The 14,905-nt window shown below is 68.7% G+C and carries 15 protein-coding genes; 5 read left to right on the plus strand and 10 right to left on the minus strand.

The genetic code is table 11. From position 1 onward, the window contains the following. Window position 1: 1 nt before the first annotated feature. A complete protein-coding gene (locus QH270_RS12885) occupies window positions 2-433 on the minus strand; it encodes a MarR family winged helix-turn-helix transcriptional regulator (RefSeq protein ID WP_232996383.1) in 432 nt (143 codons plus the stop codon). Between the two features lie 41 nt (window positions 434-474). Here QH270_RS12885 and QH270_RS12890 point away from each other — a divergent pair, with 41 nt between their 5' ends. Beyond that, window positions 475-1,551 carry a substrate-binding domain-containing protein gene (locus QH270_RS12890; RefSeq protein WP_280341353.1) on the plus strand — a complete coding sequence of 359 codons (1,077 nt, stop codon included), beginning with the start codon at window positions 475-477 and terminating at the stop codon, window positions 1,549-1,551. Here QH270_RS12890 and purQ read toward each other — a convergent pair whose 3' ends face one another. Then, the gene (gene purQ, locus QH270_RS12895) at window positions 1,552-2,229 is read right to left on the minus strand and encodes a phosphoribosylformylglycinamidine synthase subunit PurQ (RefSeq protein ID WP_280341356.1); all 678 of its coding nucleotides are present in this window, start codon (window positions 2,227-2,229) and stop codon (window positions 1,552-1,554) included. Continuing rightward, window positions 2,226-2,462: a phosphoribosylformylglycinamidine synthase subunit PurS gene (gene purS / locus QH270_RS12900; protein WP_022565847.1), complete on the minus strand. Its 237-nt coding sequence runs from the start codon at window positions 2,460-2,462 to the stop codon at window positions 2,226-2,228. The genes purQ and purS overlap by 4 nt, the downstream gene beginning before the upstream one ends. A gap of 98 nt (window positions 2,463-2,560) precedes the next feature. Between purS and QH270_RS12905 the strand changes: the two genes are divergently transcribed. Beyond that, window positions 2,561-3,205: an MBL fold metallo-hydrolase gene (locus tag QH270_RS12905; protein WP_280341359.1), complete on the plus strand. Its 645-nt coding sequence runs from the start codon at window positions 2,561-2,563 to the stop codon at window positions 3,203-3,205. Between the two features lies 1 nt (window position 3,206). Here the strand turns inward: QH270_RS12905 and QH270_RS12910 are convergent, their stop codons facing one another. Genes QH270_RS12910 through QH270_RS12920 form a run of 3 tightly spaced genes read right to left on the minus strand, consistent with a single transcriptional unit; the run spans window position 3,207 to window position 6,428 of the window. Further along, complete coding sequence (locus tag QH270_RS12910; protein ID WP_280341362.1) at window positions 3,207-4,559, minus strand: dipeptidase; 1,353 nt, start codon at window positions 4,557-4,559, stop codon at window positions 3,207-3,209. A 10-nt stretch (window positions 4,560-4,569) separates the two neighbouring features. Continuing rightward, the gene (locus tag QH270_RS12915) at window positions 4,570-5,007 is read right to left on the minus strand and encodes a hypothetical protein (protein WP_280341366.1); all 438 of its coding nucleotides are present in this window, start codon (window positions 5,005-5,007) and stop codon (window positions 4,570-4,572) included. Further along, a complete protein-coding gene (locus QH270_RS12920) occupies window positions 5,004-6,428 on the minus strand; it encodes an APC family permease (protein WP_280341367.1) in 1,425 nt (474 codons plus the stop codon). The genes QH270_RS12915 and QH270_RS12920 overlap by 4 nt, the downstream gene beginning before the upstream one ends. Window positions 6,429-6,603: 175 nt before the next feature. On the opposite strand from QH270_RS12920, the gene QH270_RS12925 reads away from it, so the two are divergent. Further along, the gene (locus tag QH270_RS12925; protein WP_280341370.1) at window positions 6,604-8,004 is read left to right on the plus strand and encodes a glutamate decarboxylase; all 1,401 of its coding nucleotides are present in this window, start codon (window positions 6,604-6,606) and stop codon (window positions 8,002-8,004) included. A 25-nt stretch (window positions 8,005-8,029) separates the two neighbouring features. Here QH270_RS12925 and QH270_RS12930 read toward each other — a convergent pair whose 3' ends face one another. After that, window positions 8,030-8,731, minus strand: coding sequence for a DUF2334 domain-containing protein (locus tag QH270_RS12930; RefSeq protein ID WP_280341372.1), 702 nt, complete (start codon window positions 8,729-8,731; stop codon window positions 8,030-8,032). Window positions 8,732-8,806: 75 nt separating this feature from the next. After that, window positions 8,807-10,957, minus strand: a complete 2,151-nt coding sequence (locus tag QH270_RS12935; protein ID WP_280341374.1) for a S9 family peptidase — start codon at window positions 10,955-10,957, stop codon at window positions 8,807-8,809. A gap of 83 nt (window positions 10,958-11,040) precedes the next feature. Here QH270_RS12935 and QH270_RS12940 point away from each other — a divergent pair, with 83 nt between their 5' ends. Further along, a complete protein-coding gene (locus QH270_RS12940; RefSeq protein WP_280341376.1) occupies window positions 11,041-12,081 on the plus strand; it encodes a DUF2330 domain-containing protein in 1,041 nt (346 codons plus the stop codon). Between the two features lie 206 nt (window positions 12,082-12,287). Next, a complete protein-coding gene (locus QH270_RS12945; protein ID WP_280341378.1) occupies window positions 12,288-13,319 on the plus strand; it encodes a DUF2330 domain-containing protein in 1,032 nt (343 codons plus the stop codon). 46 nt (window positions 13,320-13,365) lie between these two features. Here the strand turns inward: QH270_RS12945 and QH270_RS12950 are convergent, their stop codons facing one another. Both QH270_RS12950 and QH270_RS12955 read right to left on the minus strand, forming a co-directional pair. Next, window positions 13,366-14,298 carry an alpha/beta hydrolase gene (locus tag QH270_RS12950; RefSeq protein ID WP_280341380.1) on the minus strand — a complete coding sequence of 311 codons (933 nt, stop codon included), beginning with the start codon at window positions 14,296-14,298 and terminating at the stop codon, window positions 13,366-13,368. Window positions 14,299-14,457: 159 nt separating this feature from the next. After that, complete coding sequence (locus QH270_RS12955; RefSeq protein ID WP_110037422.1) at window positions 14,458-14,880, minus strand: HIT family protein; 423 nt, start codon at window positions 14,878-14,880, stop codon at window positions 14,458-14,460. Between the last annotated feature and the right edge of the window lie 25 nt (window positions 14,881-14,905).

Below are 14,905 nucleotides of genomic sequence, written 5' to 3' on the forward strand. Positions count from 1 at the left end.
GCTACAGGTCGGCGATGACAGCGAGCGCGGCGGCCAGCTCGCCGTAGCGGCGTACGCCGAGCCGCGCTCGCAGTTCGTCCTCGGCGAGCTGCTCCTGGGTCCTGACCCGGTCGACGACCTTGGCACCGAGGCCGCTCAGACCGATCAGGATGCGGCGGCGATCATCGGTCGCGGCGACGCGGAAGATCAGGCCGCGTTCGGCGAGATAATCGGCGTGCCGGGTGGCGGAGGACGGCGCCAACCGCGCCGCGGCCGCCAATTCGGACATGGTCATGCCGTCATCGGTGGAGAGCTGGGAGAGAATGGCCCAGTGATCGGCGGTGAGATTGTCGGCGGACAGGGCCGATTCCAGCCGGCGAACCCAGTTGCGTTCCGCCGAACGCAGCGCACCGTGCAGTGTGGAAGACCCACTTATGATGGACACCGATCGCATTTCCCACCTGCCGACATGATTTCAAAGCGATAGAGTACAGAATGCCAACGCGCGACGAGAGTCGGAACGAGACGATCGAGATTCTCTCGATCGTGCCGACGCAGGGCCCCGCGGGCATCATCGCCCCCTCCTGCACCGCCGCGATTTCCCTCGCCGTCGATGAAATCAATGGTGGCACAGGAATTCTCGGTCGGGAAATTCGGCTGACGACCATCGACGGCGGCCGCTCCCCCTATGCCGTCGCCGCCGAGGTCGAGGCATTTCTCGCGACCGGAATGGTCGGCGCGATCACCGGTTGGCACACCTCGGCGGTACGCCGAGCGGTCGCCGACGCCGTCGACGGCCGGGTCCCCTACCTGTACGCGACCGACCACGAAGGCCTGCCCGACGAACGCCCCGGCGTCCTGCTGGTGGGCGAACATCCCGACCAGCAGACCGTGCCCGCGGTCGCGTGGCTCGGCCGCGAACTCGGCGTGCGCCGGTGGGCGGTGATCGGCAGCGACTACATCTGGCCGCGCCAGACCGTCAACGCGCTGCGCCGCGCCCTACCCTCGCCGACCGACATCGTGCTCGAGCAGTACGTCCCGCTCGGCACCACCGATTTCCACGCGTTCCTCGACAGCCCGGCACTCGCCCGCGCCGACGGGGTGCTGATCCTGCTGGTCGGCGCCGACACCGCCCGCTTCAACCGCCAGTTCACCGCGGCGGGTCTGGCCGACGCGATGCCCCGGCTGAGCCCGGCCGTCGACGAGAACGTGTTGCTCAGCGGAGGCCCGGGCGCCAATGCGAACCTGTTCGTCGCCTCCGGCTTCTTCGTCGACGAGCACACCGCCGACGGTCGCGACCGGCGCGCCCGCTACCGCGAACACCAGGGCCGGTTCGCACCCGCGCTCACCACGTTCAGCAATTCCACCTACGAGGCGATGCACCTGCTGCGGACCCTGGCCGACACGGTGGGCACCCTCGACGTGCCGACGATCACCGAGCGCCTCGCCACCGGCGTCTTCCTGGACGGACCGTCCACGCGCCGCGGCTTCATCGGAAACCAAGCCGTCGGCCCCGCGTTTCTCGCGAGAGCCGACGGCGTGGATTTCGAGATCTTGGACCGGCTGGGCTGATCAGGCCCCGACCAGGCTGTCGATGACTGAGTAGAACATGCCAAGACCGTCGTCGCTGGGACCGGTGAGCGCCTCGGTGGCGTGCTCGGGGTGCGGCATCAGGCCGACGACCCGGCCGTTGGCCGAGGAGATACCCGCGATGCCACGCTGCGAGCCGTTCGGGTTGTCGCCCGCGTAGCGGAACACCACGCGACCCTCGCCCTCGAGCTCGTCGAGCACCTGCGCCGAGGCCTGGTAGCGGCCCTCGCCCGACTTGAGCGGGATGAGGATCTGCGCGCCCTGCTCGTAGCGGGAGGTCCAGGCGGTGTTCGTCGCCTCGACCTGCAGCCACTCGTCGCGGCAGATGAAGTGCAGGCCCTCGTTGCGGGTGAGCGCGCCGGGCAGCAGGCCCGCCTCGCACAGCACCTGGAAGCCGTTGCAGATGCCGAGCACCGGCAGGCCCTGACCGGCCGCGCGCACGACCTCGCCCATCACCGGCGCGAACCGGGCGATGGCGCCGCAGCGCAGGTAGTCGCCGTAGGAGAAGCCACCGGGCACGATCACCGCGTCGACACCCTTGATGTCGGCGTCGGCGTGCCACAGGCTCACGGCCTCGGCACCGGCCAGCCGCACCGCGCGGGCGGCGTCGACATCGTCGAGCGTGCCGGGGAAAGTAATGACGCCGATACGCGCGCTCACGAGACCCGAACGACCTTCCAGTCCTCGATCACCGTGTTGGCCAGCAGCGCCTCGGCGATCTGCTCGAGCTCGGCGTCGGAGACACTCTCGTCCACCTCGAGCTCGAATCGCTTGCCCTGCCGCACATCCGAGATTCCGGCGAATCCCAGACGCGGGAGCGCGCCGACCACGGCCTGTCCCTGGGGATCCAGGATCTCGGCCTTCGGCATGACCTCGACCACGACTCGTGCCACGCGTTGCTCCTCATGTGGTGTGGGGGTTACGGAGAAATCCTAGTTGACCCGGCCGTCGCGCCCGCCTTCCGGGGTCGCGGCGGCTTAGCATCGGGTACATGCGCATCGCCCACTTCGGTCATTCCTGCATCCTCGTGGAACTGCACGGCACGAAAGTGCTGTTCGATCCGGGCACCTTCGCGCACGGCTTCGAGGGCATCACCGGGCTGGACGCGATCGCGGTGACCCATCAGCATCCCGACCACATCGACCCGAACCGGATCGAGGCCCTGATCGAGGCCAATCCGACGGCGCGCCTGCTCTCGGACCCGCAGACCGCGCAGCAGCGCGCCGAGGGCTGGGAGCCGGTCTCGGCCGGTCAGGTGCTCGAGCTCGGCGAGCTGCAGATCACCGGTGGCGGCGGCAGGCACGCGGTGATCCACCCCGACATCCCGGTGATCGACAACACCGTCTTCCAGCTCGGCACCGCGGCGGACCCGGCCCAGCTCGTACACCCGGGCGACTCGCTGTGGGTGCCGCCGGTGCCGGTCGGCGTCCTGGCCATCCCGGCCGCCGCGCCGTGGATGCGCATCTGGGACGCCGTCGACTACCTGCGCGCGGTCAATCCCCGCACCGCCGTTCCCATCCACCACGGTGTCATCGATCCGGCGGCCCACGGCGTCTATTTCGGCAGGTTGACCGAGATGGCTCCGGCCGGAACCGAGTTCCGGGTGATCCAGCCGGAGGACCAGGCGCAGTTCTGAGTCAGCGGTAGCTGCTCAGGAACAGCGCCTCGGCCAGCGCCATGTGTTCGATCTCGCTCGGGTCGACACTCTCGTTGGGCGCGTGGATCAGGCACTTCGGCTCCTCCACGCCGATCAGCATGATCTCCGCCTGCGGATAGGTGTCGGCGAAGACATTGCACAGCGGGATCGAGCCGCCCTGGCCCTCGGTGGTCACCGCGCGCCCGTACGAGGTCGCCATCGCCTGCTCGAGCGCCGACCTGGCAGGCCCGTGCTCGGACGCGACGAACGGCTCGCCGAGCGCCTCGACCTCGATGTCGAGACGCGCGTTCCACGGCACGTGCGCGCGCAGGTGCTTCTCCAGCAGGTCGTATGCCTGCTTGGGCTCGGTGCCCGGCGGAATCCGCAGGTTGAGCCTGGCCCGGCTGGTCGGCTGGATCGCCGCCGACGATCCGACGACCGCGGGCACGTCCATGCCGAGGACGGTCAGCGCGGGCCGCGCCCACACCATGTCGGAGACGGTGCCGCTGCCGAGCAGGTCGACTCCGTCGAGCACGCCCGCGTCGGCGCGGAAGTCCTCGACGGGGTACTGCACGCCGGTCCACTGCTGATCGTCGGTGAGACCGTCGATGGTGGTGTTGCCGTCCTTGTCCCGCAGCGAGGCCAGCAGCTGGATCATCGCCGCCAGCGCGTCCGGCGCCGGCCCGCCGAACATGCCGGAGTGCATCGGCCCCCGCATCGTCTCGAGGGTGACAACGACATTCACGTTGCCGCGCAGGGTCTGAGTGAAAGTGGGCACGCCGACCGCGAAGTTGCCGCAGTCGGCGACCAGGATGACATCGGCGCTGAGCAACTCGGGGTTGGCGACGACGAATTTCTCCAGCCCGCCGGTGCCCTGCTCCTCCGAGCCCTCCGACACCACCTTGATGCCGATCGGGAAGTCCGGTCCGATCGCGCGCAGCGCCGTCAGGTGGGTGACGATATTGCCCTTGCAGTCGGCCGCGCCGCGCCCGTACCAGCGCCCGTCCTTCTCGGTGAGCGTCCAGACCGGCGTCTGCCAGGCGGCGTCGTCGAGCGGCGGCTGCACGTCGTAGTGGCAGTACAGCAGGACCGTCGGGGTTCCTGGCGGGCCCGGCTTGTGCCCGATGACCGCCTTGCTCCCGTCGGGCGTCTCGTGCAGGCCCACCTCGGTGAGCCCGGCCGCGCTGAACGCGTCGGCGACCCACTGCGCGGTCCGCTCGCACCCTTCGGCGGGGAACTGGCGCGGATCGGCGACGGATTTCAGCGAAACGAGCTCGGCCAGATCGGTTTTCGCCCGGCCCATCAGGCCGGCGATCTCGCCGCGCAGCGCGTCCACATCGGGGGCTTCGGTCATCGATCCCGCCTCACTTCGTCGTATCGTCCAGCTTCAGGGTGTCCAGATGAGAAAGGTAGTCCCGCAGTCGATCCGGGCAGTAGACCGCGATCGTGAGACCGACCGCCTCGGCGGTGTCGCGCGGCCCGATCACCGGGCGCTGGCCGGGTCCGGACGCGCCGTTGCTCAGCGAGGCCTGGTATTTCGCCTTGATCAGCGGCGAACTCGGGTCCTGGCACACCGAGCCGCCGTCGTCACCGAGCGCGGTCGCGATCACCTCGGGCTCCGGCGCGGGAAGCCCGGCGGCGAGCAGATTGTCGTGTAGCTGTCGGGCTTTGGTGTCCGCCTGGGTGTTCTCCCGAATCGCGGTGAAGGTGAACAGCCCGGTCAACGCGAAGACCACGAGCAAGACCGCGGCCGTGAGGTAGATCCAGCGGCGCTTCTGTTCGGGGGCGTCTCCGGTCGTCATGCCTTCTCCCCTTCCGGAACGGCGAATTTCCAGCTGTCCCTGCGATTTCGGTAGAACAGATACGGAATGAGCAGGCCGACGATGCCCATGCCGCCGCCGACGATGAGCACATACACCCACGGACTGCCCGCGCCGAATTGTGAGGGTGGCACGAAACCGATGGCGAACGCGGCGATCGAGGACGCGGCGCCGAGCGCGCACAGCGCCAGCAACGCGGGCGCGCGATAACCACGGGGATGATCGGGATCGTCTCTGCGTAGTTTCGCCGCCGCCGCGAACATCAGCACATACATGATCAGATACACCTGCGTGGTGATCACCGACAGAATCCAGTACGCGCTGGAGACATTCGGGATGAACGCGTACAGCAGCGCGATCAGGGTGGTGAAAATGCCCTGGGCCACCAGCATGTTCTGCTGCACGCCGTGTTTGTTGAGCCGGGTCAGGATCGGCGGCAGATAGCCCTCGCTGCGCCCGATCAGCAACAGGCCCTTCGACGGCCCGGCCAGCCAGGTGAGCATGCCACCGAGCGCGGCCGCCACCAGCGCGATGCCGACGATCGGCGTCAGGAAACCGACCCCGAAATGGCTGAAGAATCCGTCGAAGGCCTGCATCACGCCCGCGGTGAGACTCAGGCTCGCCGAGGGGACGACCCAGCTGATCGCCAGCGCGGGCAGAATGAAGATCACCAGCACCAGCCCCATGGCCAGGAACATCGCCTTCGGGAATTCCTTGGCCGGATTCCTCAGCGACGACACGTGCACCGCGTTCATCTCCATGCCCGCGTAGGACAGGAAGTTGTTGACGATCAGCACCAGGCTGGCCAGGCCCGTCCACGCGGGCAGCAGGTGACTCGAATCCATCGGCGCCGCAGACGGATTGCCCTGCGCGAGGAACACAAGGCCGAGCACCACGAGTACCGTTCCCGGGATCAGCGTGCCGATCACCAGGCCCATACTCGACAGGCCCGCCACCGTCTTGGTGCCCTGCGAGGACACGTACACGCCCGCCCAATAGACGGTGATGATCACGATCGCCACATACAGACCGTTGGACGCCAGCGACGGATGAATGATGTAGGCGAAAGTGCTCGCGACATAGGCGAGCAGGCTCGGGTAGTAGAAGATCGTCATGGCGAACTGGCACCAGACGGCGAGAAAGCCGAGCGGCTTGTTCAGCCCGTCGCCCACCCATTTGTAGACGCCGCCCTCCCAGCCCGACGCCAATTCCGCCGCGACCAGCGAGGTCGGGAGCAGGAAGAGAATCGCGGGGATCACATACAGGAAGACACAGGCCAATCCGTAGACGGCCATGGTGGGGGCCGAGCGGAGGCTGGCCACCGAACTCGTGGTCATCAGCGCCAATGTGACCCAGGACAGATACTTCGTCGTCGTCGCGGCTTTCGTCGCGGTGCCCGTCATCAACGCTGCCTCCTGCTGTGAATGCACAACTAGCGGAAACCCTTGATCAACTGCTCACGCATAGTAACCGCCGAGCATCCTCCAGATACGCTCGAATCGAGCACTTTCGCGCGAAATCGTTGCAGAATTCCGTTGGAGCTAACACCTGGCAGTGCACCCCCTGACTGGAGCCCCCATGGCCGAGAATCCGGATCCCCACGACCTTTTCAGCCTTCCCGGTTTCACCCGCCCCGCACCGCACGGCGGCTTTCCCGCCTACGAGCTCTTCCCCGAGGTCGCCTACGAGATCGTCCACGACGAACTGTTGCTCGACGGCGTCGCCCGCATGAACCTGGCCACCTTCTGCACCACCTGGATCGACGAACCCGCCCGCAGGCTGATGGCGGAGTCGCTGGACAAGAACATCGTCGACAAGGACGAATACCCCCAGACCGCCGAGCTCGAGCACCGCTGCGTCCGGATGCTCGCCGACCTGTGGCACGCGCCCGACCCGGCGACCACCCTCGGCACGTCCACCACCGGTTCCAGCGAGGCCGCGATCCTCGGCGGGCTGGCGGCCAAGTTCCGCTGGCGGGCGCGCGGCGGGACCGGCACCCCGAACCTGGTGAGCGGCCCGGTCCAGGTGTGCTGGGAGAAGTTCGCCCGCTACTTCGATGTCGAGCTGCGGCAGGTGCCCCTGCGCGGCGACCGCTACACCCTGCATCCCGACGACCTGGCGACCTACTGCGACGCGAACACCATCGCGGTGGTGCCGACCTTCGGCCAGACATTCACCGGTTTGTTCGAGGAAGTCGCCGCGATCAGCGCGGCCCTCGACCGACTCCACGCGAACGGCGGACCGGACATCCCGATCCACGTCGACGCGGCCAGCGGCGGCTTCCTCGGACCGTTCACGGCCCCGGATCTGGTGTGGGACTTCCGGTTACCGCGAGTGAAGTCGATCAACGCCTCCGGTCACAAGACCGGGCTCGCGCCGCTCGGTGTCGGCTGGGTGGTGTGGCGCGAGGCCGCCGACCTGCCGAGGGAACTGGTCTTCGACGTCGACTACCTCGGCGGCCACATGCCGACCTTCAACCTCAACTTCTCCCGGCCCGGTGGCCAGGTGATCACCCAGTACTACGACTTCATCCGGCTCGGCCGCGCCGGCTACACCCGCGTGCAGTCCGCGATCTATCTGGTCGCCCGGCATTTCGCCGAGGGGCTGCGCGCGCTGGGACCGTTCGAGCTGATCCACGCCGGCGAGCCCGAGCGGGGCATCACGGCGGTGGCGTGGCGGCTGGCCGACGGCGCCGACTACAACCTCTACGACCTGTCCGATCGGCTGCGGGTCCGTGGCTGGCTCATCGCCGCCTATCCGCTGCCCGCCGATCGGCAGGACGAGACCATCATGCGGGCGGTGTTCCGGCACGGCTTCACCGTCGACATGGTCCAGTTGCTGCTCGCCGACATCCGGCGCGGCCTGCGCCAGCTCTCGGACAACCCCCGGCGCACCCCGCTGACCAGAGCGGAAGCGGGCGGGTTCACCCACGACGCCAGGCCGGAGGTGCCGGAACAAGGGCCACCGCCGCGCGCGTAATCGCCGATGCGCGCGGCGGTGGCGGTCAGGCAGCCTTGGCCGCGGTGAACGGTTCCCAGCGGTACACGTCGCTGCGCGCGCCGTGGTAGAGCGCGAGGTCGACGGCGTCGAGCATCGCCTGGCGCGGGCCCGAGCGCTGCAGCTGCGCGGCCGAGATCGCCAGGCGCAGGATGCCGCCCCGGCGGGCCGTGCGGGCGGCGCCCATCACCAGGGCCCGACACCACCACGGTTCGGCGCGGAAACCCTCGCCGATCCCGTACACCCTGGCCTTGCTCGTCGTGGCGCGTTCGAGGTCGGTGATGGTGGTCAGGCCGAGCGCGAGCCGGAAACCCACGTCGGGCAGGGCCGCCAGCGCGCCTGCCGAGGCGTCCCAGCGCGGCGCCGCGAACAGCCGGGTGCGCAGCTCCACCTGCTCCATCACACGGTCGGCCGCCTTGAGCCGCAGCGTGGCCTCGTGCCGCGGCAGGCTCGCGAACTCGGCCCGCCTGCGCTTGGTCGCGGCCTGGTCGTACCCGTGCAGCACGATCGCGTCGCCCTCGTGGCGCCTGCCACGCAGCCACGACTGCGTCGCCGGATCGTCGACCAGCCGGTACTTGCCCTTCAGCCGGGGCGCGACCAGCAGCGACAGCCGCACCTCCCGCTGGTCCATCTCGGCCGCGAACTCGATCGCGGCGTCGCGGGTGGTGTCCCGGATCCCCGACACGGAAACGATCAGCTCAGCGTTCATGGACCAACGGTGTCAGCCCCAGGTGACACCCGCGTGCTGCACCGATGACGCCCCGACGAACATCACCGCACGCCTCTAGACGCCGGACAGACCGACCTTGTCGAGGACCCAGGCGTACTCGAAGGCGACTTCCTTCCACTTCTCGTAACGGCCGCTGACACCGCCGTGACCTGCGCTCATCTCCGTCTTCAGCAGCAGTTCGCTGTCGCCGGTCTTGGTGTCGCGCAGCTTGGCGACCCACTTGGCCGGTTCCACGTAGAGCACGCGGGTGTCGTTGAGGCTGGTGATGGCCAGGATGGCGGGATAGTCCTTGGCCTCGACATTCTCGTACGGCGAGTAGGACTTCATGTACTCGTAGACGTCCTTGTCCGCCAACGGGTTTCCCCACTCGTCCCACTCGATCACGGTCAGCGGGAGCGACGGGTCGAGGATCGAGGTGAGTGGGTCGACGAACGGCACATTGGCCAGGACGCCGGCGAACAGCTCCGGCGCCAGGTTGGCCACCGCGCCGACCAGCAGACCGCCCGCACTGCCACCGTCGGCGATCAGCCGGTCCGCGGCGGTCACGCCGGAGTCGATGAGATGCTGTGCGCAGGAGACGAAGTCGGTGAAGGTGTTCTTCTTGCTCAGCGTCTTGCCGTGCTCGTACCAGAGCCTGCCCATCTCGCCGCCGCCGCGCACGTGCGCCACCGCGAACACCATCCCGCGATCGAGCAGCGAGAGCCGCGACACCGAGAAGGACGGGTCGATGCTCGCCTCGTAGGAGCCGTAGCCGTAGAGCAGCGTGGCCTTCGGGCCGTCGGCGGGAAGATCGCGGCGCTTGATGATCGAGATCGGAATCCGGGTGCCGTCGGCAGCCACCGCCCAATCACGGTGCTGTTCATAGTCTTTCGGCTCGTAACCACCGAGAACGGGCTGCTCCTTGCGCAGCAGCAGTTCACCAGTGGTCGGCACATAGTCGAACACCTGCATCGGGGTGATGAACGAGGTGACCCCGACCCGCAGCGTCGGCTGCTCCCACTCCGGGCTGGAACCCGCACCGGCGGAGAACAATTCGAGCCCGAAATCGAGCTCGGTGAGCTCGCCGTACCCGTCGGCGGTGAGCGGCCACACCGACAGCCGGGGCAGCGCGTCGCGCCGGTAGCTGAGCACCAGGTGGTTGGCGAAGGCGTCGATGTCCTCGAGCCGCACATCCTCGCGGTGTCCGACCAGGATGGTCATGTCCGACGGGTCGTCGGCGGGCGCCTCGGCCAGGACGAAGTTCTCCGCCTTCACCCCGTCGACCACGTCGTTGTGCAGGATCAGGAAGCGGTCCTCGCCGCCGATCACCGCGTGCTCGGCCGAGTACTCGACGCCCTCGCGGCGCGCGAGCAACACCCGGAACTCGCCCTCGGGGTTGTCGGACTCGAGCACCCAGCCCTCGGTGGTGATCTTGGAGCCGAGCCAGATCATCAGATACTTCTCGGAGCGGGTGGCGCCCACGCTCACCCAGTAGCGCTCGTCGGGCTCGTGGAACACCGTGACGTCGGCGTCGGACGCGGTGCCGACGCGGTGCCGCCACACGGTGTCGGGCCGCCAGGACTCGTCGACGGTCTGATAGAAGATGTGCGTCCCGTCCAGCGACCAGGTCGCGCCGGGCGCCGCGCCCGCCACCTCGTCGGGCAGCAGCTCACCGGTGCGCAGGTCCTTGATGCGCAACGTGTAGCGCTCGTCGCCGGTGCTGTCGACAGAGTAGGCCAGCAGATTGCCGTCGTGGCTCAGCGAGAAGGCGCCCAGCGCGAAGAAGTCGAGGCCCTCGGCGAGGACGTTGCTGTCGAGCAGCACCTGTTCGCCCTCGATCACCGTGTCGACCTCGAGCTGCGGCGGGGTCCAGGCATCGATGCCTTCGGCGGTCGCGTCGATCGGACAGCGGCAGTGCACCCCGTATTGCTTGCCCTCGAAGCTGCGCGAGTAGTACCAGTACTCGCCCAGCCGCGTCGGCACCGACAGGTCGGTCTCCTGGGTGCGCGCCTTGATCTCGTCGAAGATCTTGTCCCGCAGCGGCTGCAGCTGGCCCGTCCGCGCCTCGGTGTACGCGTTCTCGGCCTCCAGGTACGCGATGACCTCGGGGTTCTCCTTGTCCCGTAGCCACTCGTACTCGTCGACGAACGTATCGCCGTGGTGCACCCGCTCGGTGGGCACCTTCTTCGCGCTCGGCGCCGACACCGTCACATTCTCGCCAGCCATGCGCTCCACCGTAGCCGTAGCCGTGGTCACCGGCCCGCCAACTCGGCCACGCCACGAACTGCGCCGTTCACTAGATTGGGTCGATGCGCACGATCATCGCCCTCCGCCTCGGCCTCGCCGTCGCGGCGCTGTGGGCGAGTACACCGGTGGCCTCGGCCGCCGTTCCGCTCGGCCACGCCGGTACGCCGCCGCCGTCTGCCGCGTTCACGAATGTGTTCCTGACCTGGGACGGACGGACCGAGACCCTGATCATCGACCCGTCGATCCAGGCGGAATCCGAGCAGGTCGCGGTGATCGTTCCGACGCCGAGCCCGGCGATCACGACACCCGTCGGCACCGGTTTCTTCGGCGAGCTGGCCGATCTCACCGCCCCCGAAGTCGTCGTGGAACGGCACTGGTTCACCACCGCCGAACCGCCGCAGGCCCAGCAGTTCATCAGTGTCTTCGGCGGGATGTCGCCACCCGGCCCGCCGCACACGTCCGGCTCGCTCGCCGCGGTCGACGCCTGGCTCGCCGCCCGTGACATCACCGTCGACGCCACGACGCTCGAGACGCTCGAGCAGTACCGGCGGGACGGCTGGTCGTTCACCGCCGTCCAGCTCGGCGCGATCGAGTACGGCGGCATGACCTTCGAGAACCCGGACGGGCACGTCTCGACGGAACCGTTCCTGCTCCGCTTCGACACCGATCGGCTGATCTACCCGATGCGGGCCGACCGTGGCGCCCCTGGACCGATGGCGACCAAGATGTACGTGTTGGCCGAGCATCGACTCGCACGGGCGGATGCCGATGCCCATCAGCACAACGTCGACATCGAGTTCGCCGGACGCCTCGCGCCGACCGACCGGGCGCTGCTGAACGAACCGATCCAGCGCGGCCACGACTACCTGACGGTCCTCACCACCACCGTCGCCGCGCCGTCGACGATCACGTCCGATGCCACCTTCGTCCGAGCAGCGAGCGATGAATCGTTCCGCCAGACCGTCACCCTCGTCGAGAACGTCGAGCTCTTCGGAGTGCCGCGCGGCTGGGTGTTCGTCGGCATCGGCCTCGCCGCTTCCGCCCTGGTCGGGGTCGTCGTGAGTCGACGCCGCGCCGACACCGACGCCTCGGCAACGTCCTGACTCATCACCTGATCGACCCCGCAGGCTCGGAGTGACTCGACGTCGGTGGCGTGGCGCCGGGCGGTGGCGGCCGAAGCTCAGCGTCGAGGTGTCACCGGCGTGCTGTCGCGGACGAGCTCTGGCATCGATCGGTGGCGTCCGGAGTCGTTGGGCGGGTGGGTATTTCTACGGATTGCCGGAGCGCCGGGAGGACGTAACCTGCTGCCATGGGGATGTGTGACAGTGTTCGAGCACTCGTGGTGACCGCCGGGGTGGTGCTGGCGACGGGTGCCGCGGCGCTGACACCGGCGACGGCGTGCGCCTGCGGCGGCGTCGTCGGCCGGGGCGACTCGGCGCAGGTCGACGGCGAGACCGCGGTGCTCGGCTGGGACGGGCGCCGCGAGTCGGTGCTGATGCGCCTGGACATGCGCTTCGAGGGTGCCGACGCGGCCCTGATCATGCCGACGCCGACACCGGCGACCGTCACGGCGGGCAGTTCCGCCGCGTTCGCCGAGCTGTCCCGGCTGACCGCACCGGAGGTGGTCACCGACCGTCGCTGGTTCGGCAGCGACACCGGCGAGACCTCGGGCGCCGCGCCGGGCTCCGGCCCGGAGGTCCTCGGACGGGTGCAGCTCGGACCGCTGGAGGCGACGACCCTGCGCGGTGGCGATCTGACCGGGGTCAGGGAGTGGTTGGACGCCAACGGCTATCAGCTGCGGCCGGAGGTCAGCGCGACCCTGGAGCCCTATCTGCGCGAGGGCTGGTCGTTCGTGGCCATGCGCCTGACCAGCGCGGCTCCCCTCTCGGGCGCGCTCGATCCGGTCCGTCTCACCTTCGACACGGATCGGCTGATCTATCCGATGCGCATGTCCGCCGCCGCGACCAAGCCGCAGTCGGTGCGGCTGTACGTCTTCAGCGACCACCGCGTCACGCGCACCGACCCGGACGCCGCGGCGCAGTCCACGTTCACCGAATTCGCTTCGCCCGTGGGCGAACTCACCGATCCTGACCTGGTGTCGCTGGCCGCGGGGAAGAACTACCTCACCCAGCTCTCCGTGCGGATCACCCAGCCGTCGGCCATCACCAGCGACTTCACGCTCGGCGCCGCGCCGGACGACACGATCGTGCGCGACCGGGTCGAGCGCACGGAGTACGTCGAAATCCTGGGCTTCCCGGCGGGGTACGTGCTGATCATCGTCGGGCTGTCGATCGTCGGTGTAGGCGCGGGCGCGGTATTGCGCCGCCGATCCACCCGATAACGCGCGACGACCCGGCTCGCGAAGGGGCCGGGTCGTCGAAGAACTGTCAGGCGCCGAGTGCCGGACCGATGGTCGGCCAGGAGGCGTGCAGCGCGTCTTCCCAGTAGGACCACGAATGGGTGCCGACCGGATGCCAGTCGATCTTCGCCGGGATGCCGACGGCGCGCAGCCGCTGCTCGAAGGCCACCATGCAGGTGTTGACGCCGAGCTCGATCGGACCGCCCAGGAAGATGTTCTCCGCCAGCTGCGGCTTGAGCTCGGCCTCGTGCGGGCCGGGGATGCCGGTGCCGGTCGACATGTACAGCGCCTTGCCGCGCAGCCGATCGGCCATCAGGGCCGGGTCGTGCGCGGTCCATTCGGGACTGCCCGGCGCGCCCCACATATTGCCCGGATTGCCGCCCCGGTTGGCGATGGAGAACATGATCGCGCCCGCCGCCATCGCACTGTCCGGGCACGCGCTGTACCCGGCGACGGCGCGGTAGAGGCCCGGGTGCCTGGCGGCCAGGATGTAGGCCGCGTTTCCGCCCATCGACAGCCCGCCGATGCCGTTGACGCCGTTGCCGTCGAACTCGGCGTCGATCAGGCCCGGCAGCTCCTGAGTGAGGAAGGTTTCCCACTTGTACCGGCCGAAGCGCGGGTCGTCGGCGATCCAGTCGGTGTAGTAGCTGGCCTGGCCGCCCAGCGGCATCACCACATTGACGTTCTTGCCGCGGAAGAAGGCTTCGGCGTCGGTCGCGTTGGTCCAGGTGCTCTGGCCGATGCCGGGGTCGAGGCCGTCGAGCAGGTAGTAGGTCGAGCGCGAACCGCCGCCGGCCGGGTGCAGCACCTGCAGGTCGATATTGCGGCCCATGGCGGGCGAGGTGACGGTGATGGCCGTCCGGGTGGAGCTGAGGTTGTTCATCCCGACGATCTGGGCCGCCGCCGCGGGGGCGGGGTGCACGATCGCGGGGCCGAGCAAGGCGATGGCGAATGCCAGCACTGAAGCAGCAACACCTGTACGACGCACAGTCCCACCCTCCATAACCGCATGCCAATGACAGTCCAAAGTAACCCACGGGTGAACGATCAGAAAGCATTCGGCGTTTTGGGCGTTTCGCCAGCAAACCCTCCGGTACGAGATGACCGGTTCGCCCGGAAGTCAGCGCGTGAGGGCGCCGCGAATGGACCCGGCGAGGTAATCGAGGTCGGCGCGCGGCGGCGAGGTCGGACGAGCGCGCAGCCCGAAACCGTCGCCCGGTGTCCGCGGGATCACGTGCAGATGCACATGGAACACTTCCTGGCCTGCCGTCACCCCGTCGGCGAGGAAGAAATTCACCCCGTCGGCGGCCACCTCGCTGGCGCGCAGCGCGGCGGCGATCCGCTGCCCCACCTGGAACAGCTTGCCGCCGAGCGCGGGATCGAGATCGGCCAGGCTCGGCGCGGCCACCTTGGGCACCACGAGCACATGCCCCGGCGTCACGGGACGGATGTCCATGAAGGCCAGGCAGTCGTCGTCCTCGTAGACCTTGGAGGCCGGCGCCCGGCCCGCGACGATGTCACTGAAGATCGTGTAGGGGTTCACACCCCATCCTAAAATGCCCGCCAGA

Origin of the sequence: Nocardia neocaledoniensis, from assembly GCF_029868625.1 — a bacterium.
GTDB classification, from domain to species: Bacteria; Actinomycetota; Actinomycetes; order Mycobacteriales; family Mycobacteriaceae; genus Nocardia; species Nocardia neocaledoniensis_A.

Coding starts and splice junctions, on each gene's coding strand:
- QH270_RS12925 (WP_280341370.1), top strand. CDS start 6,604: ATGGCCGAGAATCCGGATCCCCACGACCTTTTCAGCCTTCCCGGTTTC.
- QH270_RS12915 (WP_280341366.1), bottom strand. CDS start 5,007: ATGACGACCGGAGACGCCCCCGAACAGAAGCGCCGCTGGATCTACCTC.
- QH270_RS12935 (WP_280341374.1), bottom strand. CDS start 10,957: ATGGCTGGCGAGAATGTGACGGTGTCGGCGCCGAGCGCGAAGAAGGTG.
- QH270_RS12945 (WP_280341378.1), top strand. CDS start 12,288: ATGGGGATGTGTGACAGTGTTCGAGCACTCGTGGTGACCGCCGGGGTG.
- QH270_RS12905 (WP_280341359.1), top strand. CDS start 2,561: ATGCGCATCGCCCACTTCGGTCATTCCTGCATCCTCGTGGAACTGCAC.
- QH270_RS12890 (WP_280341353.1), top strand. CDS start 475: ATGCCAACGCGCGACGAGAGTCGGAACGAGACGATCGAGATTCTCTCG.
- QH270_RS12910 (WP_280341362.1), bottom strand. CDS start 4,559: ATGACCGAAGCCCCCGATGTGGACGCGCTGCGCGGCGAGATCGCCGGC.
- QH270_RS12940 (WP_280341376.1), top strand. CDS start 11,041: ATGCGCACGATCATCGCCCTCCGCCTCGGCCTCGCCGTCGCGGCGCTG.
- QH270_RS12930 (WP_280341372.1), bottom strand. CDS start 8,731: ATGAACGCTGAGCTGATCGTTTCCGTGTCGGGGATCCGGGACACCACC.
- QH270_RS12885 (WP_232996383.1), bottom strand. CDS start 433: ATGCGATCGGTGTCCATCATAAGTGGGTCTTCCACACTGCACGGTGCG.
- QH270_RS12920 (WP_280341367.1), bottom strand. CDS start 6,428: ATGACGGGCACCGCGACGAAAGCCGCGACGACGACGAAGTATCTGTCC.